This is a genomic window from Neisseria sp. HMSC065D04, from assembly GCF_001815675.1.
GTDB lineage: Bacteria > Pseudomonadota > Gammaproteobacteria > Burkholderiales > Neisseriaceae > Neisseria.
Map to the genome: position 1 here is coordinate 1 of NZ_KV821544.1, position 23,473 is coordinate 23,473.

Here is a 23,473-nt window from a genome sequence, read left to right on the forward strand (position 1 = left end):
TAGGGGATTTTGGGGAATTTTGCAAAGGTCTCTGCTTGTAGCAGGGGTTTGCGGAAGTTGTGCCCGCCTTTGGCAAATTTGGCGCTGGGATCAAATTTCGTGGGTAGTGCCATATTCATCAAAGCCCTGAACGAAGGGTCGTAATACATTTCGTCATCGTTATAGGGATCTAGGCTGTCTTTAATGGTTTCCAGCCAATCCATCCGTTCGAACAATAGGCAAAGTCCGATAATGTTGGGTTGCTCTTCTCCCGCCCACTCCTCCGGTCCCCAAATAAACATGATGTCTTCCTTTTGCCCGTATTGCCTGTGTATATCCAGGCATTGCTTACAGTAATAAACTATTTGATTCATACGCTTCTTGATTTCTTCTATCGGAAATCCTGCGGTGTATTCGGTAAGTAATAAAGGATATAACTGGTCAACCACATTTGTAGGCGGTTCGGTAGGATAGTCTTTTTCACACTGAAACGTGACATTAAGCAACATAAGGTTATTTTCATAAGATTGCTCAAAAAAATCCTTATCAAACAATCCCTGACGGTCTTTATTGCGATCATATTTAACTTGATTGGTCATTTTAGTCCTTTAAATAGACAAGTAAGTTATTTAAATTGTCTGTGGCTAGTTTCTGCATTTTCCTGACGTTTTTTGCATTTTCATAGTCTGCTTGCGCTTTTAGGGAATAAAACAATCAATTCTTTACCTAGAGAATGTGGTCGGCAGGTTTGTGATGGCGGTGTATCAAAACCATATGAACAATTGAACAGGACGACTGCTATTGGCAAAGAGGTCGTCTGAAAATTTCAGACGACCTTGATAGATGTTGGATTTCCGCCCCAATCTACGCTTGCTACACTCCTACGGATGTTTTGAAAAAAGCGTTTTCCGGAATAGGCGTCTGCGCTTTTAATGTTTATATCGACGGTATCGGTATTTTTGCCGGAGATAAACTCTACTGGCTGTGACACACTGCCGAACAACACAGCATTATGATAGGAATAGTCCGATTACTCAAAATAGTTATCATAAATCTTCCTTCAAGCTTTTATCGCTGCGCATAATATCCCATATCACTTTTTGACGCTGTTTTCTTTGTTTCCCCCAATGTGGAAACCAAAAATTTCGTTATAAAATGAAAACTTTGTTCAAATATTTGCTGATGATTGAAATTTTATCTTTTAGGACGGTAGAATGCGGGGTTATTGGATAGGAGACATCCTCTAAAATGTTGGAGCTACCTGAATTGTGGTTCCGAGTGTCAAAATTTGAACAATGAAAGTACCGATCATGCAGGAACCTTATTCTCGTGAGGGGAATAATCCCTCATCTCATTCCGGCTCGTTTTGGGAGCGCGAAGTATTGCGCGAAGTATTGCTGGCTTCTTATAAAGAGCAGCGTAGCGCACGTATTTGGCGCAATATTTGGCGTGTTATCGGTGTGATTTTATTTCTCATGTTTATTGCGTCACTGTTTGGAGACGATACCGATGCAGTGCAAAGCAGCGGGGAGCATACGGCAGTAATCGATTTGAAAGGTGAAATCGGCAATGAACTTGATGATCAGGTTGAGATGCTGCGCACCGGTATGGAGGCGGTTTACAATAACCCCAACGCTAAAGCGATTATCATCCGCGCCAATAGTCCGGGCGGATCGCCTGTGGTTTCCAATATTGCGTTTAATGAAATCCGCCGTATGAAGTCGGAGCATAAAGACATTCCTGTGTATGTGGTGGCGGAAGATATGTGTGCATCGGGCTGTTATTACATTGCGGCGGCGGCTGACAAGATTTATGCGGATCCGTCCAGCGTGGTCGGCAGTATCGGTGTGATTGGCGGAGGGTTTGATGCGACGGGGCTGATGGATAAAATCGGTATCAAACGTCGTCTGAAAATCGCGGGCAGCAATAAAGGTATGGGCGATCCGTTTTCTCCTGAAACGCCCGCACAAACTCAGATTTGGGAAAAAATGCTGACCGATATCCATAAGGAATTTATTAAATCGGTTAAACTCGGACGCGGAAAGCGTTTGAAAGATCAGCAGTATTCTGATGTTTTCAGCGGCCGTATCTATACCGGTTCGGAGGCTAAAGAAGTGGGATTGATTGATGATTTCGGCAGCGTATATAGTGTCGCTAGAGATGTCGTCAAAGCCCCTGAGCTGGTGAACTATACGCCTGAAGAGGATTTCGGCAAAATATTGGGTCGCCATTTGAGTGCTGAAATGGAGACTAAAGTTAAAGAAAAACTGTCGAAAATATGGTAATAGGATTTGTCCATTATTCGTTTGTTGCCGCCCTAGGTAAGTGTGGGGTCGTCTGAAAACGTATCTTTTGAGGTGTTTGATGATGTTCCATATGCCATTTATAGGTTGGAAGGTAACAAACCAATGACAAAAAAGCGGCTTGGAAGATGTCCTTGCCGCTTTTTTAAGTTCGCTGATATAGGGTAAAGTTATCCGTCTTTCTATTAAAGCGACCGCAGAAGCAGTTTTTTGTATGTCAAACAGTTTTTTGTTGATAATACGAAGGCTCAAGATCGGAACGGCTGAGGCTGAATGTTTATCATGAAATGCCAAGAAATGTTTGAGGTCGTCTGAAAAGCCATTTTGTCATTTCATCCGTGTGATAAAAGTTTATCAGTCGGCGTTAGCGCCCCCGATTTTTGCATCCAACCCCTTCATATCTTATAAATATTATGATTAATGTCCAACATCTAGATTTTTACTACGGCAATACGCAGGCATTGTACGATGTCTCGGTTGAACTTCCGCAGGGCAGTATTACCGGATTAATCGGACCTAATGGTGCCGGCAAATCCACTTTGATGCGTTGTATGGCAGGATTGGAAATCCCGACATCCGGCGATGTCTTGCTTGACGGCCTGCCTATTCTTGATAATCCGCGCGATAGCTTTTCCAAACTCGGCTACCTGCCTGATTTTTTTGGGTTGCCGGATGGTTTGAGCGTGATCCAGTGCTTAACGTATGCCGCCAAATCCCGCGGTATTCCTGATGCGCGACTTCCCGATTTGTTGCTGGAAACCGTTCGCCTGCTTAATTTGGAACATAAACTGTATGCCAAAGTCAGCGACCTTTCCCGTGGTCAGAAACAGCGTGTCGGTATCGGGCAAGTCATCATCCATCGTCCTAAGTTCTTGCTTTTGGATGAACCTGCCAGCGGTCTTGACCCTGAGGCACGACATGAATTGTCTTTGTTGCTGCTGAAGCTCAAAGATGAAGGCATGAGCATTTTGGTGTCGAGCCATATTCTTTCCGAGCTGGACGAATATTGTTCGCATATGCTGGTTATCAAAGGCGGACGTGTTCAGGCATTTCAATCTGTTAATGATGATGTTAACGAAGATCAGACTGTTTCGCTGCAATTTGTCGGTTTGGATGAATCCATATTCGAGCGGGTCCGCAATACGGAAGGCGTGAAGCAGGCAGAATGGAACAATCATGCCGTTACCGTCATATTGGATGCGGGAGAAGAAGCGCGTGCAGCCTTGTTGCGCAAGCTGTTTGAACAAAACCTGCCTTTGAGCGAAGCTGCCGTCATTAAGGCATCGCTGCTAAACAGTTATCAAAACAGCCTCAATCTCCACAAGCAGGAGCAACAAGAGCAACAGGAGCAAGCCGATGGACAATAAATTGAATATCCCCAAAATCCGGGTTAACGCCGAATTTCAAAGGCTGATGTGGCTCAACATGAGCTGGGGCATGATTGCAGGCATCATCATACTCTACAGCCTGTTTGTTTTTGCCAATGCCAATTCTGAAAACCTGGTGGAATATATCGCCAGCGTCGGTGCGTTCGGTACCGGCATTTCAAATATCGCCCTTTATCTGCAGATTGAGCGCAGTTTGCGCCAAGATGTATCCAGCAATGCATTTGATCAGTTGCGCATGTCTTCTTTGTCTCCGTGGCAGATGGCTTGGGCGAGGATTGTTGTCGCGCCTTTGACCGGCTGGGTTATTTTCCTTGTCGGCTGGATACTGATCGGCCTAACGATGTTTCATTTCAACCATGAAGACAGCGATGTTTTCATCATATGGTTGACTATGCCGCTCAACTCATGGGCACTCGCCTGCATGATATTGGTTAATGCTTTGCAGTTCAAACGTGGCAACGATCAATGGGAAGGGTCTCTATTACAACTCCTATTGCTGTTTGTCGTCATGGTCATGTTCGTCACCAGTATGTTGACCGCTTTGGAAGATATTCTGGGTTTGCGTGACAATGTGTCCCCAGTATCCCCGATTATTGCTTCCATTATTTCTGTTGTCTTATGCAGCGTTGCCGCCCGCGCGGCTATGGCAGAACGCCTGCACCTGCGCTCTTCCCGATTGACTTTTATCGTCCTCGGACTTCTTACGCCTTTAGCTTCAATCAGTTTAGTAAGCAACTATCAACAAGCGCTGTATATTTGCGCTGTAGCTTATGGCGGTATAAGTATTTTGTCTTTGATTACGCAGAAGCAGACGACCTTTTCTTCTATTGGAGAATTTGTCCGTGCGCGCAATAGAAAGTCGAAGTGGGCGATTGCTTCGTTGCCTGCTTGGATGATTCTTTTCCCTTTGGGATTGATTTGTGCCGCATTGGTGTCAGCAGAAATGGTATGGTCATACATAACACCATTCTTTCTCCTCATGCTGCTGGTTTTTTCCATCAACCAAATGAAATGGCGATACAACAACATCACCATCGCATTATTGATATACCTGCTTCTCCGAGGTCTTTGGTTCGTGATTTCATTTTAACAGGAGCGTATTTTCTGTTTTGCATCCTGCCTTTCGCCATAGAGAGGTTGGAGGCGGGATAGGATAAAGGTCGTCTGAAAACCGGTTGACAAGGTTTTCAGACGACCTTTTTGTCTATACGCAAATGAATTCGGCTGTATCGAGGCCGTCCATGCTTTTCCGTCCCAAACTCATCTATAACGGCATTTAAATATCAGTTAAGAAACAAGGCCCAAAACCGCCCCTGCCTTGTCGGAATCGCCGAATGACGGTACTATGCGCAGTTAACAGCTTGATTTGCCGTTCGGATGGTCATGCGTCCGGGCGAGGTTTTAAATTCAGTATCTTATTTGAAAGCAGAAAATGATTAACGATATTCAAAAAACAGCGGAAAGCAAAATGCAGCGCTCGGTAGAAGTGCTGAAAGAGAATTTGGCGAAAGTGCGTACCGGCCGTGCGCATACCGGTCTGTTGGACCAAGTGGAAGTCGAATACTGGGGCAGCATGGTTCCGGTCAGCCAAGTTGCCAACGTGACGCTTCTGGACGCGCGCACCATCGGCGTAAAACCTTTTGAAAGCAATATGGCGGCCAAAGTCGAGAAAGCCATCCGCGATTCAAACTTGGGTCTGAACCCGGCAGCCGTCGGCGATTTGATCCGCGTACCTATGCCCATGCTGACCGAAGAGCGCCGTAAAGATTTGATTAAAGTCGTACGCAGCGAAGCGGAAGAAGGACGCGTGTCCATACGCAACGTACGCCGCGATGCAAACGATCACATCAAAAAACTCTTGAAAGACAAAGAAATTTCAGAAGACGAAGCACGTCGCGGCGAAGAAGCGGTTCAAAAACTGACCGACAAATACATCGCCGAAGCCGATAAAACGCTGGCTGCCAAAGAAGAAGATTTGATGGCGATTTAAACCCTTGTCCGCGGCGTTTCAGACGACCTTTGAACCGCCGCGCTGCGAAAGGCAGATATGAAGAGCAGCACGCAGACCATTTTGGAACATACTTCGGTTCCGAAGCATATCGCCGTGATTATGGACGGCAACGGCCGTTGGGCGAAAAAGCGTTTCCTTCCCCGCGTGATGGGGCACAAACGCGGCTTGGACGCGCTGGAAAATATGGTAAAGCATTGCGCCAAACTGGGTGTGCAATATCTGACCGTGTTTGCCTTTTCGACTGAAAACTGGCGCCGCCCCGAAGACGAAGTGTCGTTCCTGATGGGGCTGTTTTTGCAGGCTTTGCAAAAGCAGGTGCGCCGTCTGCACGAAAACAATATGCGCCTGAAGGTGTTGGGCAGCCGCGAACGCTTCAACCGGCAGATTCTGCAAGGCATCGAAGAAGCGGAAGCGTTGACGGCGAACAATACCGGCCTGACCCTGAGTATCGCCGCGGATTACGGCGGCCGCTGGGACATTTTGCAGGCGGCAAACAAACTGATTGCCGAAGGCGTATCCGAGATTACGGAAGACGCGCTGGCGAAACACTTGATGCTGGGCGATGCGCCTGAGCCGGATTTGTTCATCCGCACTGGCGGCGAAACGCGCATCAGCAATTTCCTGCTTTGGCAGATGGCGTATGCCGAACTTTATTTTACCGATACCCTGTGGCCCGATTTTGACAGCAAAGCCTTGGACGATGCTGTCGCCTCGTTCCAAAAACGCGAACGGCGCTTCGGCCGCACTTCGGAACAGCTGCCGGTAGAGCAGCAAAGGGGTTAAAAATGTTGAAACAACGGATTATCACGGCGCTGTGGATGCTGCCGTTGATGCTCGGTATGCTGTTTTACGCGCCGCAATGGCTGTGGGCGGCATTTTGCGGGTTGATTTCCCTGGTTACGCTGTGGGAATACGCCCGCATGAGCGGATTGGAAAAACTGAAAACCAATCATTATCTCGCCGCGACGCTGGTGTTCGGCGTGATTGCCTACGCAGGCGGTTGGATGCTGCCGGATATCGTCTGGTACGCCGTTTTGGCGTTTTGGCTGGTCGTTATGCCTTTGTGGCTGAAATTCAAATGGAAATTGAACGGCGGCTGGCAGGCTTATACCGTCGGCTGGCTTTTGGTCATGCCGTTTTGGTTCGCACTCATGTCCCTGCGTCCGCATCCCGATTATGCCTTGTCGCTGCTTGCTGTGATGGGTTTGGTGTGGGTTGCCGATGTTTTCGCGTATTTCAGCGGCAAAGCGTTCGGCAAACACAAAATCGCACCGACCGTCAGCCCCGGCAAGAGCTGGGAAGGCGCAATCGGCGGCGCGATTTGCGTGGCAGTGTACATGACTGTGGTGTGGTGGGCTGGTTGGCTCACGTTTGACGCAGGCTGGTTCAATACCGTGTTAATCGGTTTGGTGTTGACCGTTGTCAGCGTATGCGGCGACCTGTTGGAAAGCTGGCTCAAACGCGCGGCGGGCATCAAAGACAGCAGCAATCTGCTGCCCGGACACGGCGGCGTGTTTGACCGCGTGGATAGCCTGATTGCCGTCATCAGCGTCTATGCCGCCTTTGAAAGCTTGTTCTGAAGCGGTTATAGTGGATTAAATTTAAATCAGGACAAGGCGGAAGCCGCAGATACAGTACAGATGGTACGGAACCGATTCACTTGGTACTTCAGCACCTTAGAGAATCGTTCTCTTTGAGCTAAGGCGAGGTAACGCCGTCCTGGTTTAAGTTAATCCACTATAGAAAAATCGTTGGAACACATCAAACACAATATCGAATAAGCGTTTTCAGACGACCTTTCCGACCTCAAGCCCAAAGGTCGTCTGAAATCCGAAAGCAGTACATAAAGAACACACCATGACACCACAAGTCCTGACCATATTAGGCAGTACCGGCAGCATAGGCGAAAGCACGCTGGACGTTGTTTCGCGCCATCCCGAAAAATTCCGCGTATTCGCGTTGGCGGGGCATAAGCAGGTTGAGAAACTGGCGGCTCAATGTCAAACATTTCGCCCAGACTATGCCGTCGTTGCCGATACCGAACACGCCGCCCGGCTTGAAGCCCTGTTGAAACGCGACGGCGCGGCGACGCAGGTTTTACACGGCGCGCAGGCATTGGTTGACGTTGCGTCTGCCGACGAAGTCAGCGGTGTCATGTGCGCCATCGTCGGTGCGGCGGGCCTGCCTTCCGCGCTGGCGGCGGCGCAGAAAGGCAAAACCATTTATCTGGCGAACAAAGAGACGCTGGTGGTTTCCGGCGCGTTGTTTATGGAAACCGCCCGCGCAAACGGCGCGGCAGTGTTGCCCATCGACAGCGAACACAACGCCATTTTCCAAGTTTTGCCGCGCGATTACACAGGTCGTCTGAACGAACACGGCATCCGTTCGATTATCCTGACCGCTTCCGGCGGCCCGTTTCTGACGGCCGATTTAGGCACGTTCGACAGCATTACGCCCGCGCAAGCGGTCAAACACCCTAATTGGAGCATGGGGCGCAAAATCTCCGTCGATTCCGCCACCATGATGAACAAAGGTTTGGAGCTGATTGAAGCGCATTGGCTGTTCAACTGCCCGCCTGATAAACTCGAAGTCGTCATCCATCCGCAATCCGTGATACACAGCATGGTGCGCTACCGCGACGGCTCCGTGCTGGCGCAACTGGGCAATCCCGATATGCGTACGCCCATCGCTTATTGTTTGGGCTTGCCCGAGCGCATCGATTCGGGTGTCGGCGACCTGGATTTCGACGCATTGTCTGCGTTGACCTTCCAAAAGCCCGACTTTGACCGCTTCCCTTGTCTGAAGCTTGCCTATGAAGCCATGAACGCGGGCGGAACCGCACCCTGCGTCTTGAACGCCGCCAACGAAGCCGCCGTCGCCGCCTTCTTAGACGGGCAGATTAAGTTTACCGACATTGCCAAAACCGTCGCCCATTGTCTCGCACAAGACTTTTCAGACGACCTCGGCAACATCGAAAACCTGCTGGCGCAAGACGCCATTACCCGCAGGCAGGCGCAGGAATTTATCGCCGCATTGGGATAAACCGTGCCGCAACGATAAAAAATGACAGGTCGTCTGAAAACCCGCCCACCCGTCATGTGTGGCGGACAAAACGGCAGACTGACTTTATAATCGGCAAAATAACGCCAATAATATTTTCTACACATTGCGAATGCTTTTCAGACGACCCCTACCTTGATACGTCGTCTGAAACATCGACAACGTCAACCCATACCCAACCAGAGAGATTCTTTTGCAAACCCTTCTAGCTTTTATTTTCGCCATCCTGATTTTGGTCAGCCTGCACGAGTTCGGACACTACATCGTCGCCAGATTGTGCGGCGTCAAAGTCGTACGCTTTTCCGTCGGCTTCGGCAAACCGTTTTTCAGCAGAAAGCGCGGCGATACCGAATGGTGTTTGGCGCCCATCCCATTGGGCGGCTATGTCAAAATGGTCGATACGCGCGAGGGGGAAGTGACGCAGGCAGACCTGCCTTACGCCTTCGACAAACAGCATCCCGCCAAACGCATCGCCATCGTTGCCGCAGGCCCGCTGACCAATCTCGCGCTGGCGGTTCTGCTTTACGGCTTGAGTTTTTCCTTCGGCGTTACCGAAATCCGCCCTTATGTCGGCATGGTCGAGCAAAATACCATCGCCTCAAAAGCAGGTTTTCAGCCCGGAGACAAAATTATTTCGGTTAACGGCGTTAACGTCGGCGAGTGGGAAAAAGCCCAGCAAGAAATCGTGTTGAACATCGAGTCAGGCAAGGTAAATGTTGCCGTTCAGACGAGCTCGGGGCAAAAAACCATGCGGATTATCGATGCCGCCGGTACGCCTGAAGCAGGTAAAATTGCGAAAAACCAAGGCTATATCGGGTTGTCGCCTTTTAAAATCACCACCCGCGTCGGCGAAATGACAGAAAACAGCCCGGCTGAAAAAGCCGGTTTGAAAAAAGGCGACAAGCTGATCAGTGCCGACGGACAAGACATCGAGACTTGGCAGCAATGGGTGGAAATCGTACGCCAAAGCCCGGGCAAGAAAATCGAATTGATTTATGAGCGCGACGGTAAAACTTTTCAGACGACCATCCGCCCCGACAGTATCCAGCAACCCGACAGAACGCTGGTCGGCAGGGTAGGCTTCGGTCCTCAGGGCGACGAAGCGTGGACAAAAGAAATCAAGCGCGAATATAAGCCGTCTGTCGCAGAAGCATTTGCGATGGGCTGGGACAAAACCGTCAACAACGCTTGGATGACGGTAAAATTCTTCGGAAAACTGATTACGGGCAATGCCTCCCTGAACCATATTTCAGGTCCGCTGACCATTGCCGACGTCGCCGGAAAAACGGCACAGCTGGGATTTCAAAGCTATTTGGAATTCCTCGCGTTGGTCAGCATTAGTTTAGGCGTGTTGAACTTGTTGCCCATCCCCGTATTGGACGGCGGGCATTTGGTGTTCTACACTGCCGAATGGATACGCGGAAAGCCCTTGAGCGAGCGCATACAGGCAATCGGCCTGCGCCTCGGACTGGCTGCCATGCTCTTAATGATGGCACTGGCTTTCTTTAATGACATCAACCGTTTGTTTGGATAATTTTATGAAATTGAAACAGATTGCTTCTGCTTTGATGGTATTGGGCATGTCGCCTTTGGCGTTTGCCGACTTCACCATTCAAGACATCCGCGTCGAAGGTTTGCAGCGCACCGAACCGAGTACGGTCTTCAACTACCTGCCCGTCAAAGTCGGCGACCAATTCAGCGACGCACGCAGCGAAGAAATCATCAAAAGTCTGTATGCGACCGGTTTTTTTGACGATGTCCGCGTAGAGACCATGGGCAATCAGGTCTTGCTGACCGTTATCGAACGCCCGACCATCAGCACGCTGAACATCACCGGCGCGAAAATGCTGCAAAACGATGTAATCAAGAAAAACCTTGAATCCTTCGGTTTGGCGCAATCCCAATACTTCAATCCGGCCACGCTGAGCCAGTCTGTCGCCAGCCTGAAGGAAGAATACAAAAGCCGCGGCAAGCAGTCGGTCCAAATCACGCCGACCGTCACCAAACTCGCGCGTAACCGCGTTTCCATCGACATCGCCATCGATGAGGGTAAAACCACCAAGATTACCGACATCGAATTTGAAGGCAACAAAGTCTATTCCGACCGCAAGCTCATGAAACAAATGTCTTTGAGCGAAGGCGGCATGTGGACTTGGCTGACCAAGAGCAACCAGTTTAACGAGCAGAAATTCTCGCAAGACATGGAGCGCGTCAGCGAGTTCTACCAAAACAACGGCTACTTCAATTTCCGCATTCTGGATACCGACATCCAGACCAACGAAGACAAAACCAAGCAAACCATTAAAATCACGGTTGACGAGGGCGAACGCTTCCGTTGGGGCGACGTTCGCATAGAAGGCGACACCCGCGAAGTGCCGAAAGAAGAGCTGCAAAAACTGCTGACCATGAAAAAGGGCAAATGGTACGAACGCGCCCAAATGGTCAAATCGCTCGAAGCCATCCAAAACCGCATGGGTACGGCAGGCTACGCGTTCAGCGAAGTCAACGTTCAGCCAGTGCCTAATGCCGAGACTCAAACTGTCGATTTCGTCCTGAATGTCGAACCCGGCCGCAAAATTTATGTGAACGAAATCAACATCACCGGCAACAACAAAACCCGTGACGAAGTCGTGCGCCGCGAATTGCGTCAGATGGAATCCGCGCCTTACGACACTTCCAAGCTGCAACGTTCCAAAGAGCGTGTCGAGCTGCTGGGCTACTTCGACAACGTACAATTCGATGCTGTACCGGTTGCCAATACGCCCGACCAAGTCGATTTGAACATGAGCGTGAACGAGCGTTCTACCGGTTCGCTGGATATGAGTGCGGGCTGGGTTCAGGATACCGGCTTGGTCATGTCCGTAGGCGTTTCCCAAGACAACCTGTTCGGTACGGGTAAATCCGTTTCCCTGCGCGCCTCACGCAGTAAAACCACGCTGAACGGCTCGCTGTCGTTTACCGATCCGTATTTCACACCCGACGGCGTAAGCCTCGGTTACGATATTTACGGCAAGTCTTACGACCCGCGTAAAGCCTCTTCCAGCGCGAAACAATATAAAACCACCACCGCAGGCGCGGGCGTGCGCATGGGCATCCCCGTTACCGAATACGACCGCGTCAATTTGGGTCTGGCGGCGGAACACCTGACCGTGAATACCTACAAAGGCGCGCCTAAACGTTATGCCGACTTTATCAACCAATATGGTAAAGGCACGGACGGCGTGGGCAGCTTCAAAGGCTGGCTGTACAAAGGTACAATCGGCTGGGGACGCAATAAAACCGACAGCGCCTTGTGGCCGACCCGCGGTTACATGACCGGCATCAACGGCGAAATCGCCCTGCCGGGCAGCGACCTGCAATACTACACACTGACCCACAACCAAACCTGGTTCTTCCCGCTGACCAAAGACTTCACCCTGATGCTCGGCGGCGAAGTCGGCGTCGGCAACGGTTACGGCAAAACCAAAACCATGCCGTTCTTTGAAAACTTCTACGGCGGCGGCTTAGGCTCCGTACGCGGTTACGAGAGCGGCACGCTGGGTCCGAAAGTTTATGACGAATACGGCGAGAAAATCAGCTACGGCGGCAACAAAAAAGCCAACGTTTCCGCCGAGTTGCTGTTCCCGATGCCGGGCATCAAAGATTCCCGCTCCGTCCGCCTGAGCCTGTTTGCCGACGCGGGCAGCGTATGGGACGGCAAAACTTATAACGACAGCAGTAGCAATACCTACTACACCAACAATGCCGCTCAAAACCCATACGGCTTAGGCAAGACCCACAAATCGACCTTCAAGGAAGAGTTGCGCTACTCCGCCGGTGCGGCAGTAACTTGGCTCTCGCCGCTGGGTCCGATGAAGTTCAGCTACGCCTACCCGCTGAAGAAAAAAGACAGCGACGAAATCCAACGCTTCCAGTTCCAATTGGGTACCACATTCTGACGTAGGCAGAACAAGGTCGTCTGAAAATCGAAATCCCTATGCAGATAAACATTTTCAGACGACCTGAAGGAAAAGGGGCGGGGCGTTCTGCCTCTTTTTAAAAACAAACCGTCATCCCGCTGATTGGCGGGATACAAAATCAAGGAAATCCAGATGAACATCATTGCCAACGCCTTCCGCCTCGGCGGCGCGGCTTTATTGGGCTTCGGGTTGATGAACCAAGCTGCGGCGGCGGAAGCCGTACAGAAAATCGGCTTTATCAATACCGAGCGCGTTTATCTTGAGTCCAAGCAGGCGCAACGCATTCAGACGACCTTGGAAAAGGAATTCCGCAGCCGTCAGGACGCTTTGCAGAAATTGCAGCAAGAAGGTGAGAAGCTCGAAAAATCCCTGTCCGAAGGCAAATTGCAGGGCAAAGAGCGTGAAGCTGCGGCAAAACGCTGGGGCGAGCTGGTTCAGCAGTTCCGCAAGAAACAGGCGGAGCTGGCAGAAGACTACAACCTGCGCCGCAACGAAGAATTTGCCGCCCTCCAGCAAAACGCCAACCGCATCATCGTCGATCTTGCCAAACGCGAAGGCTATGATGTGATTTTGCAGGACGTGATTTACGTCAACGCACGTTACGACATTACCGACAGCGTGATTAAAGCCCTGAATACACGTTAATCGGAAGGCTGAACGAGATACAGCAAACCTGTTTTCAGACGACCTCTTTCAAGCAAAGGGTCGTCTGAAAATCCAATAAACGATATAATTACCTGTCTTATCACTCCTGCCGGCATACGTTTTAGGCAAACTGTTCTGTCCGACTGCTCCCGCCGTCCTTTTTCAGACGACCTCATCTCAAAGTTTACGAAACATCATGACTTCAAAAACCTACACCCTGTCCCAAATCACAGCGCAGCTTGGCGGCGAATGGCGCGGCAAGGACATTTCCGTCGCCGCCGTGCGCCCGCTCGCAGACGCGCAGGCGGAACACATCAGCTTCCTCGCCAATCCGAAATACAAAGCCGAAGTCCACGACAGCAGCGCGGGTGCGGTCATCGTTTCTGCCAAAGCAGTGGACGAATTTGAAGGGCGCAACCTGATTGTCGCCGACGACCCCTATCTCTATTTCGCCAAAGTCGCCCGCCTGTTTTCGCCCATCGTCAAAGCGCGCGGCGGCATCCATCCGACCGCCGTCGTCGAAGAGGGCGCCACCGTTCCTGCCAGCTGCGAAATCGGCGCAAATGCCTACATCGGCGCAAACACCATGCTTGGTGAAGGCTGCCGCATCTTGGCAAACGCCGTTGTCCAACACGATTGCAAACTGGGCGACGAAGTCGTCCTGCATCCCAACGCCGTCGTTTATTACGGCTGCACACTGGGCAACCGCGTTGAAATCCACAGCGGCGCAGTCATCGGCGCGGACGGATTCGGACTCGCCTTCGCCGGCGATTCATGGTTTAAAATCCCGCAAACCGGCGCGGTAACGCTGGGCGACGACGTAGAAATCGGCTCGAACACCAACATCGACCGCGGCGCGATGAGCGACACCACCGTCGGCAACGGCACCAAAATCGACAACCAAGTCCAAATCGGACACAACTGCAAAATCGGTTCGCACACCGTCATCGCCGCCAAAACCGGCATATCAGGCAGCGTTACCATCGGCAGCTACTGCATTATCGGCGGCGGCGTCGGTACGGTCGGACACATCGAAATCGCCGACAAAACCACCATCGGCGGCGGCACGTCCGTGACCCACAGCATTACCGAAAGCGGCAAACACCTCGCCGGCATCTTCCCGATGTCCACCCATAAAGAATGGGCGCGCAACGCCGTTTACATCCACCGCCTGAGCGAAATGAACAAACGCCTCAAAACATTGGAAAACCGTCTGAGCGACAGCGAAAAAGACGAATAATCCCACAATCGGTTTACATGGCGGATGCGCTTTAAATCCCGACAAAGCAGCAAAGCCTGCCGTTTTAAAGCCCCCGCGATGAAACCGCCCAGCCAACCTCGAAATACCAAGGAATACGACGAACATGGACGTACAACTCCCCATCGAAGCCAAAGACATCCAAAAACTCATTCCCCACCGCTACCCGTTTTTGCAACTCGACCGCATCACCGCCTTCGAGTCCATGAAAACCCTGACCGCGATTAAAAACGTCACCATGAACGAGCCGCAGTTCCAAGGCCATTTCCCCGACCTGCCCGTCATGCCCGGCGTACTCATCATCGAAGCCATGGCGCAAGCCTGCGGCACACTCGCCATCCTCAGTGAAGGCGGCCGCAAAGAAAACGAATTCTTCTTCTTCGCCGGCATAGACGAAGCCCGCTTCAAACGCCAAGTCATCCCCGGCGACCAACTCGTTTTCGAAGTCGAGCTGCTGACCAACAAACGCGGCATCGGCAAATTCAGCGCCGTCGCCAAAGTGGACGGACAAGTCGCCGTCGAAGCCATCATCATGTGTGCCAAACGCGTGGTTTGAGTGTTCAGAAAAAGGTCGTCTGAAAGTTTCAGACGACCTGTTGCCGTCGCGCATCTTTGCGGCAACACGACAGGAAAGGAAAAACATGACCCTCATCCACCCGACCGCCGTCATTGACCCCAAAGCCGAACTCGACTCCAGCGTCAAAGTCGGCGCGTACACCGTTATCGGCCCCAACGTCCAAATCGGCGCGAACACCGAAATCGGCCCGCATACCGTCATCAACGGCCACACCACCATCGGCGAAAACAACCGCATTTTCCAATTTGCCAGCCTCGGCGAAATCCCGCAGGACAAAAAATACCGCGATGAGCCGACCAAGCTGATTATCGGCAACGGCAACACCATCCGCGAATTCACCACCTTCAACCTCGGCACGGTAACCGGCATCGGCGAAACCCGCGTCGGCGACGACAACTGGATTATGGCGTATTGCCACCTCGCGCACGACTGCGTCATCGGCAACCACACCATCTTCGCCAACAACGCCTCCCTCGCCGGACACGTTACCATCGGCGACTACGTCGTCTTGGGCGGCTACACGCTGGTGTTCCAGTTCTGCCAAATCGGCGACTACGCCATGACCGCCTTCGCCGCAGGCGTACACAAAGACGTACCGCCTTACTTCATGGCGGCAGGCTACCGCGCCGAACCCGCAGGCATCAACAGCGAAGGCATGCGCCGCAACGGCTTCACCGCCGAGCAGATCGCCGCCGTCAAAGATGTGTATAAAACCATCTACCACCGCGGCATCCCGTTTGAAGAAGCCAAAGCCGACATCCTCCGCCGCGCCGAAACGCAGGCGGAGCTGGTGGTGTTTAAAGACTTCTTCGCCCAATCCACGCGCGGGATTATCCGCTGATTGGGAGAAACCGTACCGACAGGCAGGATTAAGGGCTGAAAGCCGTAGCGGCGAAAAGGTTTGAATAGAAACTGGGTGCTGTCCGTAAGCCGTTTCAGACGACGTTGTCGCAACATCAGCCTTGTCCTTTTCCTGTTTGGCGCGGGAATGACTGCCGTCCAAACATTTGTCTTCAGTCCAATAGAAAAGGTCGTCTGAAAACCGGGTAAACCAAGTTTCAGACGACCTTTTGATTTTATGGCACGATGTTCGTCATGCGGATTGTATAGTGGATTAACTTTAAACCGGTACGGCGTTGCCTCGCCTTAGGCTCAAAGAGAACGATTCTCTAAGGTGCTGAAGTACCAAGTGAATCGGTTCCGTACTATCTGTACTGTCTGCGGCTTCGTCGCCTTGTCCTGATTTAGAGTTAATCCACTATATGAAGAACGGATGATTGGGGCGGCATCTTCTGCGTGGGCAATGCCTGCCGTTCCGCCCGCTTAGTGGACGTGGCTGCTTTCTACGCCGCCTTTGATTTCGCCATAGACTTGTGCGGAACTGCCTTGTCCGGATTGGGCGGCGCAGGCGTTGAGGAGCAGGAGGGCGGTGGTGAGGAAGATGAATTTTTTCATGCTGATTTCCTTTGGTTGGATGGGAGGGGAGGTCGTCTGAAACCCAATAATATAGTGGATTAACTTTAAACCAGTACGGCGTTACCTCGCCTTAGCTCAAAGAGAACGATTCTCTAAGGTGCTGAAGTACCAAGTGAATCGGTTCCGTACTATCTGTACTGTCTGCGGCTTCGTCGCCTTGTCCTGATTTAGAGTTAATCCACTATATGGTTTCAGGCGACCTTTTTTACCAATGCGACGCCATATTGTCGCGGTGGATGAGTTCGTCTTCGTGGGTATAGCCTAATTTTTCGGCGATGCGTTCGGACGGGGTTTGCAGGATTTTGGCGGTTTCGCCGCTGCTGTAATTGGTCAGGCCGCGGGCGATTTCTTTGCCGTCGGTATCGAGGATGGCAACGAGTTCGCCGCGGTGGAAATGTCCGTCCGCGCGGATGCAGCCGACGGGCAGCAAGCTGGCGTGTTGTTCGGTCAGGGCTTTTGCCGCGCCGCTATCGACGGTCAGGCTGCCGGCGGTTTGGACGTGTCCGAGCAGCCATTGTTTGCGGGCGGCGACGCGGCTGTGTGCGCTGGTGAAGAGCGTGCCTATGCTTTCGCCTTGTTTAAGGCGGACGAGGACGTCGGGTTCGCCGCCCCATGCGACGACGGTGGCGGCTCCGCTGAGTGCGGCGCGTTTGGCGGCGGTTACTTTGGTGTACATGCCGCCTGTGCCGACACTGCTGCCCGCGCCGCCCGCCATGCTTTCGAGGTCGGGATGGTCGGCTGCGATGGTCGGAATCAGTTTGGCTTGCGGATTTTTGCGCGGGTCGCTGTCGTACAGGCCTTTTTGGTCGGTCAGAAGGACGAGGGCGTCGGCTTCGATGAGGTTGGTCACGAGCGCGCCGAGGGTGTCGTTGTCGCCGAGTTTGATTTCGTCGGTGGTCACGGTGTCGTTTTCATTGATGACGGGGACGATGCCTTTGGACAGCAGGGTTTGCAGGGTGCTGCGGGCGTTGAGGTAGCGGGTGCGGTTGCTCAGGTCGTCGTGGGTGAGCAGGATTTGGGCGGTGCGGATGCCGTGCGGTGCGAACGCGGCTTCGTAGGCTTGGGCAATGCCGGTTTGCCCGACGGCGGCGGCGGCTTGCAGTTCGTTGATGGCGGTGGGGCGTTTGCTCCAGCCCAGCCGTTTGATGCCTTCAGCGATGGCGCCGCTGGAAACGAGGACGGTTTGCACGCCTTGTTTGCCCAGTTCGGCGATTTGCGCCGCCCAGCGGTCGAGTGCGGCTTGGTCTATGCCTTTGCCGCCCGCGGTAACGAGGCTGGAGCCGACTTTGACGACAAGGGTGCGGATGTTGGAGAGGTTTTGCAGGGACATGGTTTTTCTCGCTGGGGATATGGGGCGGCTTCGGACGGGTTGTTAAACGTAAAAAGGTCGTCTGAAAGCGCGAAAACTGATTTTCAGACGACCCCTATGGGGCTGTCAATACGCGGTATCGTGAAATTGCTAAAAGACAGGCGGGATTCGGTGAGCTGACTGTTGATGCCGACACGATACAAAAAGGTCGTCTGAAAACCACGATACGGGTTTTCAGACGACCTTTGATTTATTTGGTGTACACGAATATCAAATACTCTGCGTATAGCCAGCCTACCTACATCGATACGGCGGATAGCAGATACCGTATCGGCAACCAAGCGGGTCGGATCTCTCAACTATGCTTTACCGAACACCTTCTCCAAATGCGCCCGATAATCCGCCAAATACCGCTCCACCTGCGGATTCTTGATCACATCGTTGCAGATGAACGAGGGCAGGCGCGTGGTGCCGAGGAACTCGTTGGCCTTGTGGAAATGCAGGTACACGCCGTCCACGCCCGCGCCCTCAAAGAAATCGCCTTCTCGGGTAAACGCCTCAATCGGCGCGTTCCAAGTGGATGAAATCATGTGTTTTTTGCCATGCAGCAAGCCGCCCGTGCCGTAGCCTTCCGTCGGGTTTACACGGTGGCGACCGTCGTTGGCCACCAGCTTGTTTTCGCCCACGCCTGCGGTAAACACTTCATCGATATATTTTTTCACCGTCCACGGCTCGCCCATCCACCAGCCGGGCATCTGCCAGATGACCGCGTCCATCCACAGCCATTTTTCCACCTCGGCATCTTTGTCGTAGCCTGCTTCAATCACGGTTTCCTTCACCGCATGGCCGAGTGCGGTCAGCGTGTCGCGCGCGGTTTGGTGCAGCGTGTGGTTCAGGCGGCCGGCGGAATGGCCGAAATGTTGGCCGCCGTCAATTAACAGAATATTCATGTTGGTCCCTCAAATATTTGCGTTGAAAAAGCATTATTGTACCCCGATGCTTTATAATGAAAAACGGCAACAATTGCAAAACACTTTTCTAGGAAACGCAATAATGAAAACCCATTCGGACGAACTGGCTGTGTTTGTGCAGGTGGTGGAAAGCGGCAGTTTCAGCCGTGCGGCAGAACGGCTCGGGCTGGCCAACTCCGCCGTCAGCCGCACCGTGAAGCGGCTGGAAGACAAACTCTCCGCCAACCTGCTCAACCGTACCACGCGCCAACTGCGGCTCACCGAAGAAGGCTGCCGCTTTTTCGAGCGCGCGCGGCAGATACTGCACGACATCGAGGCCGCCGAAGCCGAAATCCTCTCCGCAGGCGGCGCGCCGCAGGGCGTGCTTCGGGTGGATTCCGCCACGCCCACGCTGCTGCACCTCGTCGCCCCGCTGGTACGCCCGTTCTGCGAACGCTATCCGCAGGTGTCGCTGCTGCTCACCTCGTCCGAAGGCTACATCGACCTCATCGAGCGGCGCGTGGACATCGCCATCCGCGCAGGCAGCCTGCACGACTCTGCCTTGCGCGCCCGTCATCTGTTCGACAGCCGTCTGAAACTCGTTGCCGCGCCCGATTATCTCGCCCGTCATGGCACACCCCAAACCGTCGCCGACCTGTCGCGGCACACCCTTATCGGCTTCTCCGAGCCCAAAACCCTGAACAACTGGCCGTTTGCCGACACCGGCCACACGCCCTACGCCGCCGTGCCGCAATTGTCCGCCAACAGTGGCGAAACCATCCGCCGCCTGTGCCTGGAAGGCAACGGCATTGCCTGCCTGTCGGATTTCACCGTCGCCGCCGATATCGCAGCGGGACACCTGCACGAACTCCTGCCCGACCGCGCCTTGAACGAAGCCAAACCGTTTTACGCCGTCTATTACGGCGACAATGCCGTCAGCCCGAAAATCCGGGCTTTTGTGGATTTTTTGGTGGAACAAGTCAATTAAAGTACGTTTTTAAACACTAAGTCTTTCCGAACTTGCCCAAGATACAAAAAGGTCGTCTGAAAACCAAGATACAGGTTTTCAGACGACCTTTGCTATGGCGGAACGGCTTTATGCTTCGACCGGTTTGCCGCGCAGGGAGAAGGTGTAGGCTTCGGTGATTTCCAAATCGATCATTTGGTTGATCATATCGGGCGTGCCGGTGAAGTTGACCACGCGGTTGTTGGCGGTACGGGCTTGGAGCTGGTCGGGGTCTTTTTTGGAGATGCCTTCGACCAGACAGCGTTGTACGGTGCCGATCATGGTTTGGTTGATGCGGGCGGTTTCGGCTTCGATGACTTCGTTCAGGGCTTCGAGGCGGCGCACTTTTTCGGCGTGCGGGGTGTCGTCCGGCAGGTTGGCGGCGGGTGTGCCGGGGCGCGGGCTGTAAATGAAGACGAAGCTCAAATCGAAGGCGATGTCTTTCACCAGCTTCAGGGTCTGCTCGAACTCGCGCTCGGTTTCGCCGGGGAAGCCGACGATGAAGTCGCTGCTCAGGCACAAGTCGGGGCGGATGGCGCGCAGTTTGCGGATGATGGATTTGTATTCCAAGGCGGTGTAGCCGCGTTTCATCGCGCTCAATACGCGGTCGGAACCGCTTTGAATCGGCAGGTGCAGGTGCGACACCAGCTTGGGCAGGTCGCGGTAGCACTCGATAATCGAGTCGGTAAACTCGCGCGGGTGGCTGGTGGTGAAGCGCATACGCTCGATGCCGGGGATTTCGTGGACGATGCGCAGCAGGGTGGCGAAGTCGCAGATTTCGCCGTCTTCCATTTCGCCGCGATAGGCGTTGACATTTTGTCCCAAGAGGTTGATTTCTTTCACGCCTTGCTGGGCGAGGTTGGCGATTTCGGTCAAAACGTCGTTCAGCGGGCGGGAGAATTCTTCGCCGCGGGTGTAGGGGACGACGCAGAACGAGCAGTATTTGGAACAGCCTTCCATGATGGACACGAATGCTGCGCCGCCTTCGACGCGGGCGGGCGGCAGGTGGTCGAATTTTTCGATTTCGGGGAAGGAAATATCGACTTGCGACAGGCCGCTGGTTTCTTTATCCACAATCATTTTGGGCAGGCGGTGCAGCGTTTGCGGGCCGAAGACGACGTCCACATAAGGCGCGCGTTTGATGATGTTTTCGCCTTCTTGGGAGGCGACGCAGCCGGCAACGCCGATGATGAGGTCGGGATTTTTTTCTTTGAGCGGGCGCACGCGGCCTAAGTCGGAGAACACTTTTTCCTGCGCTTTTTCGCGCACGGAGCAGGTGTTGAAGAGGATGATGTCGGCTTCGTCGGCTTCGGTCACTTGTTCGATGCCGCCGTTTTCTTCGGCGAGTACGGCGAGCATTTTTTCGCTGTCGTATTCGTTCATTTGGCAGCCGAAGGTGCGGATAAATACTTTTTTCATGGTTTGTGTCTTTCTCAGGTAGCCCGTAATTGCGGGGCTGATTGTTATGGAAATCTTGATTTCAGACGACCTTGGGGAAGGCTTGGCGGGTCGTCTGAAACACTGATTCGTCAGGGCGCAAAAATGCGCGGTTACGCTGCTGCGGCTGCAACAGCCAACCACGCGGTGTGTGCTTGGGTCGTCTGAAACGGGCTGGCGGCTTATTGCGCGTCTTGCTTAATCTCGTCGCGGACTTCTTTTTGCGCGGTAAAACGGGAGGCTTCGTCGTCGGTCAAAACCCACACTTCGCGCACGAGGGCGTTGGTGTCGTTGTGTTTGAAGGCGATGGTTTTGCCGGTTTTTCCCGCCAGCCGCCCCATCGGGATGAAGCGGTCGTTTTCGTCGTGGATTTTGGTGAAACGGGTAATCTGCAGCTTGGCGGAATTGCCGTCGGCAAGGCCCAGCGTCAAGAGGCGCGTCCATGAGAAGCCGCCACGGCTCACTTTCAGATAAGGTAGTTCGACCTGTTTCAAAACCGCCGCGTCCATATCGCTCGGCAGCTTGCGCTGGGCGGCGTAGGAGACGGTGGAAACCAAAAGGGTAAGCATTAAAATGAATCCGCGTAACATGATGTTTTCTTTATGGTATAAATGGGTGCGGATTATAGCACAAACGCTTCAAATATGAACAGAGTGATTGTTTTTACAGAACAATTTTCATTTTCAGATACGGCGTTGCGCCGTGGCGGTTTGGGCTTTCGGGGTCGTCTGAAACGGCTGGCGCGGGCAATCTGATGATAAAATACCGCTTATTTTTCAGACGACCTCAGAAAGAACCCGCTATGAACCGTAACGAAATCCTGTTTGACCGCGCCAAAGCCATCATCCCCGGCGGCGTGAATTCCCCCGTCCGCGCATTCGGCAGCGTCGGCGGCGTGCCGCGCTTCATCAAAAAAGCCGAAGGCGCGTATGTTTGGGACGAAAACGGCACGCGCTACACCGATTACGTCGGTTCGTGGGGACCTGCGATTGTCGGACACGCGCACCCCGAAGTCATCGAAGCCGTGCGCGAAGCCGCGTTGGGCGGTTTGTCGTTCGGCGCGCCCACCGAAGGCGAAATCGTCATCGCCGAAGAAATCGCCAAAATCATGCCGTCCGTCGAACGGCTGCGCCTCGTCAGCTCCGGCACTGAAGCCACCATGACCGCCATCCGCCTCGCACGCGGCTTTACCGGACGCGACAAAATCATCAAATTCGAAGGCTGCTACCACGGCCATTCCGACAGCCTGCTCGTCAAAGCCGGCAGCGGCCTGCTCACCTTCGGCAACCCGTCTTCCGCAGGCGTTCCCGCCGACTTTACCAAACACACCTTAGTCCTCGAATACAACAACACCGCCCAGCTCGAAGAAGCGTTCGCCCGCAACGGCGACGAAATCGCCTGCGTCATCCTCGAACCCTTCGTCGGCAATATGAACCTGGTCCGCCCGACCGAAGCCTTCGTCAAAGCCCTGCGCGAATTGACCGAAAAACACGGCGCCGTGTTGATTTACGACGAAGTGATGACCGGCTTCCGCGTCGCGCTCGGCGGCGCGCAATCGCTGCACGGCATCACGCCCGACCTGACCACGATGGGCAAAGTCATTGGCGGCGGTATGCCGCTTGCCGCGTTCGGCGGACGCAAAGACATCATGGAATGCATTTCCCCGCTGGGCGGCGTGTATCAGGCAGGCACATTATCAGGCAACCCGATTGCCGTCGTCGCCGGCTTGAAAACGCTTGAAATCATCCAGCGCGAAGGCTTCTACGAAAACCTGACCGCCTTGACCCGCCGCCTCGCCGACGGGCTTGCCGCCGCCGCCAAAGCACACGGCATCGAGTTCACCGCCGACAGCGTGGGCGGTATGTTCGGCCTGTATTTCGCCGCACACACCCCGCAAAATTACGGCGACATGGCGCGTTCCAATATCGACGCCTTCAAACGCTTCTTCCACGGCATGCTCGACCGCAACACCGCCTTCGGCCCGTCCGCCTATGAAGCGGGCTTTGTCTCCGCCGCGCACACGCCCGAGCTGATTGACGAAACCATCGCCACCGCGCATCAAGTGTTCGCGGAAATGGCGAAATATAGTGGATTAAAATAAAAATGAGACAAGGC

The 23,473-nt window shown here is 53.3% G+C and carries 22 protein-coding genes; 15 read left to right on the top strand and 7 right to left on the bottom strand.

From position 1 onward, the window contains the following. Positions 1 to 578, bottom strand: a 578-nt coding sequence (locus tag HMPREF3050_RS11025) for a hypothetical protein (RefSeq protein ID WP_070774840.1), incomplete at its 3' end; no start/stop codon positions are given. A gap of 711 nt (positions 579 to 1,289) precedes the next feature. Here HMPREF3050_RS11025 and HMPREF3050_RS11030 point away from each other — a divergent pair. From HMPREF3050_RS11030 to HMPREF3050_RS11055, 6 genes are all read left to right on the top strand, one after another. Continuing rightward, positions 1,290 to 2,264 carry a S49 family peptidase gene (locus HMPREF3050_RS11030; RefSeq protein ID WP_039863262.1) on the top strand — a complete coding sequence of 325 codons (975 nt, stop codon included), beginning with the start codon at positions 1,290 to 1,292 and terminating at the stop codon, positions 2,262 to 2,264. 431 nt (positions 2,265 to 2,695) lie between these two features. Next, positions 2,696 to 3,649, top strand: a complete 954-nt coding sequence (locus tag HMPREF3050_RS11035) for an ABC transporter ATP-binding protein (RefSeq protein ID WP_070774821.1) — start codon at positions 2,696 to 2,698, stop codon at positions 3,647 to 3,649. Next, on the top strand, positions 3,639 to 4,760 hold the full coding sequence (locus HMPREF3050_RS11040) for a beta-carotene 15,15'-monooxygenase (protein ID WP_070774822.1): 1,122 nt from the start codon (positions 3,639 to 3,641) through the stop codon (positions 4,758 to 4,760). Before HMPREF3050_RS11035 ends, HMPREF3050_RS11040 begins: the two co-directional genes overlap by 11 nt. A gap of 342 nt (positions 4,761 to 5,102) precedes the next feature. Beyond that, complete coding sequence (frr, locus tag HMPREF3050_RS11045) at positions 5,103 to 5,660, top strand: ribosome recycling factor (protein WP_003758927.1); 558 nt, start codon at positions 5,103 to 5,105, stop codon at positions 5,658 to 5,660. A gap of 57 nt (positions 5,661 to 5,717) precedes the next feature. Next, the gene (locus HMPREF3050_RS11050) at positions 5,718 to 6,464 is read left to right on the top strand and encodes an isoprenyl transferase (protein WP_003758925.1); all 747 of its coding nucleotides are present in this window, start codon (positions 5,718 to 5,720) and stop codon (positions 6,462 to 6,464) included. Positions 6,465 to 6,466: 2 nt separating this feature from the next. Next, positions 6,467 to 7,261 (top strand): phosphatidate cytidylyltransferase, encoded by a 795-nt coding sequence (locus HMPREF3050_RS11055; RefSeq protein ID WP_070774823.1) that lies wholly within the window; start codon positions 6,467 to 6,469, stop codon positions 7,259 to 7,261. 149 nt (positions 7,262 to 7,410) lie between these two features. Here the strand turns inward: HMPREF3050_RS11055 and HMPREF3050_RS15130 are convergent, their stop codons facing one another. Continuing rightward, complete coding sequence (locus tag HMPREF3050_RS15130) at positions 7,411 to 7,545, bottom strand: hypothetical protein (RefSeq protein ID WP_283122383.1); 135 nt, start codon at positions 7,543 to 7,545, stop codon at positions 7,411 to 7,413. Between HMPREF3050_RS15130 and ispC the strand changes: the two genes are divergently transcribed. The 7 genes from ispC to lpxA all read left to right on the top strand — a co-directional run bounded on the left by ispC (position 7,539) and on the right by lpxA (position 16,021). Further along, positions 7,539 to 8,723: a 1-deoxy-D-xylulose-5-phosphate reductoisomerase gene (gene ispC / locus HMPREF3050_RS11060; RefSeq protein WP_070774824.1), complete on the top strand. Its 1,185-nt coding sequence runs from the start codon at positions 7,539 to 7,541 to the stop codon at positions 8,721 to 8,723. The two genes, HMPREF3050_RS15130 and ispC, sit on opposite strands and share 7 nt — an antisense overlap. A 211-nt stretch (positions 8,724 to 8,934) precedes the next feature. Beyond that, complete coding sequence (gene rseP / locus HMPREF3050_RS11065; protein WP_070774825.1) at positions 8,935 to 10,275, top strand: RIP metalloprotease RseP; 1,341 nt, start codon at positions 8,935 to 8,937, stop codon at positions 10,273 to 10,275. 4 nt (positions 10,276 to 10,279) lie between these two features. Beyond that, on the top strand, positions 10,280 to 12,679 hold the full coding sequence (gene bamA, locus HMPREF3050_RS11070; RefSeq protein ID WP_070491279.1) for an outer membrane protein assembly factor BamA: 2,400 nt from the start codon (positions 10,280 to 10,282) through the stop codon (positions 12,677 to 12,679). A gap of 213 nt (positions 12,680 to 12,892) precedes the next feature. Beyond that, positions 12,893 to 13,345 carry an OmpH/Skp family outer membrane protein gene (locus HMPREF3050_RS11075; RefSeq protein ID WP_174263552.1) on the top strand — a complete coding sequence of 151 codons (453 nt, stop codon included), beginning with the start codon at positions 12,893 to 12,895 and terminating at the stop codon, positions 13,343 to 13,345. Positions 13,346 to 13,541: 196 nt separating this feature from the next. Beyond that, complete coding sequence (gene lpxD, locus HMPREF3050_RS11080) at positions 13,542 to 14,585, top strand: UDP-3-O-(3-hydroxymyristoyl)glucosamine N-acyltransferase (RefSeq protein ID WP_070774826.1); 1,044 nt, start codon at positions 13,542 to 13,544, stop codon at positions 14,583 to 14,585. 124 nt (positions 14,586 to 14,709) lie between these two features. Beyond that, on the top strand, positions 14,710 to 15,159 hold the full coding sequence (gene fabZ, locus HMPREF3050_RS11085) for a 3-hydroxyacyl-ACP dehydratase FabZ (RefSeq protein ID WP_003741990.1): 450 nt from the start codon (positions 14,710 to 14,712) through the stop codon (positions 15,157 to 15,159). Positions 15,160 to 15,244: 85 nt separating this feature from the next. Beyond that, positions 15,245 to 16,021: an acyl-ACP--UDP-N-acetylglucosamine O-acyltransferase gene (lpxA, locus tag HMPREF3050_RS11090; protein WP_070774827.1), complete on the top strand. Its 777-nt coding sequence runs from the start codon at positions 15,245 to 15,247 to the stop codon at positions 16,019 to 16,021. A gap of 482 nt (positions 16,022 to 16,503) precedes the next feature. On the opposite strand, the gene HMPREF3050_RS15135 is transcribed toward lpxA, so the two are convergent. From HMPREF3050_RS15135 to HMPREF3050_RS11100, 3 genes are all read right to left on the bottom strand, one after another. After that, positions 16,504 to 16,635 carry a hypothetical protein gene (locus HMPREF3050_RS15135; protein ID WP_003767833.1) on the bottom strand — a complete coding sequence of 44 codons (132 nt, stop codon included), beginning with the start codon at positions 16,633 to 16,635 and terminating at the stop codon, positions 16,504 to 16,506. A gap of 226 nt (positions 16,636 to 16,861) precedes the next feature. Continuing rightward, positions 16,862 to 17,986: a glutamate 5-kinase gene (gene proB / locus HMPREF3050_RS11095; protein ID WP_070774828.1), complete on the bottom strand. Its 1,125-nt coding sequence runs from the start codon at positions 17,984 to 17,986 to the stop codon at positions 16,862 to 16,864. A gap of 338 nt (positions 17,987 to 18,324) precedes the next feature. Continuing rightward, positions 18,325 to 18,915 (bottom strand): NAD(P)H-dependent oxidoreductase, encoded by a 591-nt coding sequence (locus HMPREF3050_RS11100; RefSeq protein ID WP_049223007.1) that lies wholly within the window; start codon positions 18,913 to 18,915, stop codon positions 18,325 to 18,327. A 103-nt stretch (positions 18,916 to 19,018) separates the two neighbouring features. Between HMPREF3050_RS11100 and HMPREF3050_RS11105 the strand changes: the two genes are divergently transcribed. Further along, positions 19,019 to 19,903 carry a LysR family transcriptional regulator gene (locus HMPREF3050_RS11105; RefSeq protein ID WP_070774841.1) on the top strand — a complete coding sequence of 295 codons (885 nt, stop codon included), beginning with the start codon at positions 19,019 to 19,021 and terminating at the stop codon, positions 19,901 to 19,903. Between the two features lie 108 nt (positions 19,904 to 20,011). Here the strand turns inward: HMPREF3050_RS11105 and miaB are convergent, their stop codons facing one another. Then, entirely contained in the window at positions 20,012 to 21,340 is a 1,329-nt protein-coding gene (gene miaB / locus HMPREF3050_RS11110; RefSeq protein WP_003743791.1) for a tRNA (N6-isopentenyl adenosine(37)-C2)-methylthiotransferase MiaB, read from the bottom strand. A gap of 200 nt (positions 21,341 to 21,540) precedes the next feature. Continuing rightward, positions 21,541 to 21,948, bottom strand: a complete 408-nt coding sequence (locus HMPREF3050_RS11115; protein WP_003758897.1) for a hypothetical protein — start codon at positions 21,946 to 21,948, stop codon at positions 21,541 to 21,543. Positions 21,949 to 22,160: 212 nt separating this feature from the next. On the opposite strand from HMPREF3050_RS11115, the gene hemL reads away from it, so the two are divergent. Continuing rightward, positions 22,161 to 23,459, top strand: coding sequence for a glutamate-1-semialdehyde 2,1-aminomutase (hemL, locus tag HMPREF3050_RS11120; RefSeq protein WP_070774829.1), 1,299 nt, complete (start codon positions 22,161 to 22,163; stop codon positions 23,457 to 23,459). Positions 23,460 to 23,473 lie beyond the last annotated feature (14 nt).

Bases quoted from the DNA above. Each gene is read 5' to 3' on its own strand.
- bamA (WP_070491279.1), top strand. From the start codon at position 10,280: ATGAAATTGAAACAGATTGCTTCTGCTTTGATGGTATTGGGCATGTCG.
- fabZ (WP_003741990.1), top strand. From the start codon at position 14,710: ATGGACGTACAACTCCCCATCGAAGCCAAAGACATCCAAAAACTCATT.
- frr (WP_003758927.1), top strand. From the start codon at position 5,103: ATGATTAACGATATTCAAAAAACAGCGGAAAGCAAAATGCAGCGCTCG.
- HMPREF3050_RS11100 (WP_049223007.1), bottom strand. From the start codon at position 18,915: ATGAATATTCTGTTAATTGACGGCGGCCAACATTTCGGCCATTCCGCC.
- proB (WP_070774828.1), bottom strand. From the start codon at position 17,986: ATGTCCCTGCAAAACCTCTCCAACATCCGCACCCTTGTCGTCAAAGTC.
- lpxD (WP_070774826.1), top strand. From the start codon at position 13,542: ATGACTTCAAAAACCTACACCCTGTCCCAAATCACAGCGCAGCTTGGC.
- HMPREF3050_RS11030 (WP_039863262.1), top strand. From the start codon at position 1,290: ATGCAGGAACCTTATTCTCGTGAGGGGAATAATCCCTCATCTCATTCC.
- hemL (WP_070774829.1), top strand. From the start codon at position 22,161: ATGAACCGTAACGAAATCCTGTTTGACCGCGCCAAAGCCATCATCCCC.
- HMPREF3050_RS11115 (WP_003758897.1), bottom strand. From the start codon at position 21,948: ATGTTACGCGGATTCATTTTAATGCTTACCCTTTTGGTTTCCACCGTC.
- HMPREF3050_RS11075 (WP_174263552.1), top strand. From the start codon at position 12,893: ATGAACCAAGCTGCGGCGGCGGAAGCCGTACAGAAAATCGGCTTTATC.
- HMPREF3050_RS11050 (WP_003758925.1), top strand. From the start codon at position 5,718: ATGAAGAGCAGCACGCAGACCATTTTGGAACATACTTCGGTTCCGAAG.
- ispC (WP_070774824.1), top strand. From the start codon at position 7,539: ATGACACCACAAGTCCTGACCATATTAGGCAGTACCGGCAGCATAGGC.
- HMPREF3050_RS11055 (WP_070774823.1), top strand. From the start codon at position 6,467: ATGTTGAAACAACGGATTATCACGGCGCTGTGGATGCTGCCGTTGATG.
- HMPREF3050_RS11105 (WP_070774841.1), top strand. From the start codon at position 19,019: ATGAAAACCCATTCGGACGAACTGGCTGTGTTTGTGCAGGTGGTGGAA.
- lpxA (WP_070774827.1), top strand. From the start codon at position 15,245: ATGACCCTCATCCACCCGACCGCCGTCATTGACCCCAAAGCCGAACTC.
- HMPREF3050_RS15135 (WP_003767833.1), bottom strand. From the start codon at position 16,635: ATGAAAAAATTCATCTTCCTCACCACCGCCCTCCTGCTCCTCAACGCC.
- HMPREF3050_RS11040 (WP_070774822.1), top strand. From the start codon at position 3,639: ATGGACAATAAATTGAATATCCCCAAAATCCGGGTTAACGCCGAATTT.
- miaB (WP_003743791.1), bottom strand. From the start codon at position 21,340: ATGAAAAAAGTATTTATCCGCACCTTCGGCTGCCAAATGAACGAATAC.
- HMPREF3050_RS11035 (WP_070774821.1), top strand. From the start codon at position 2,696: ATGATTAATGTCCAACATCTAGATTTTTACTACGGCAATACGCAGGCA.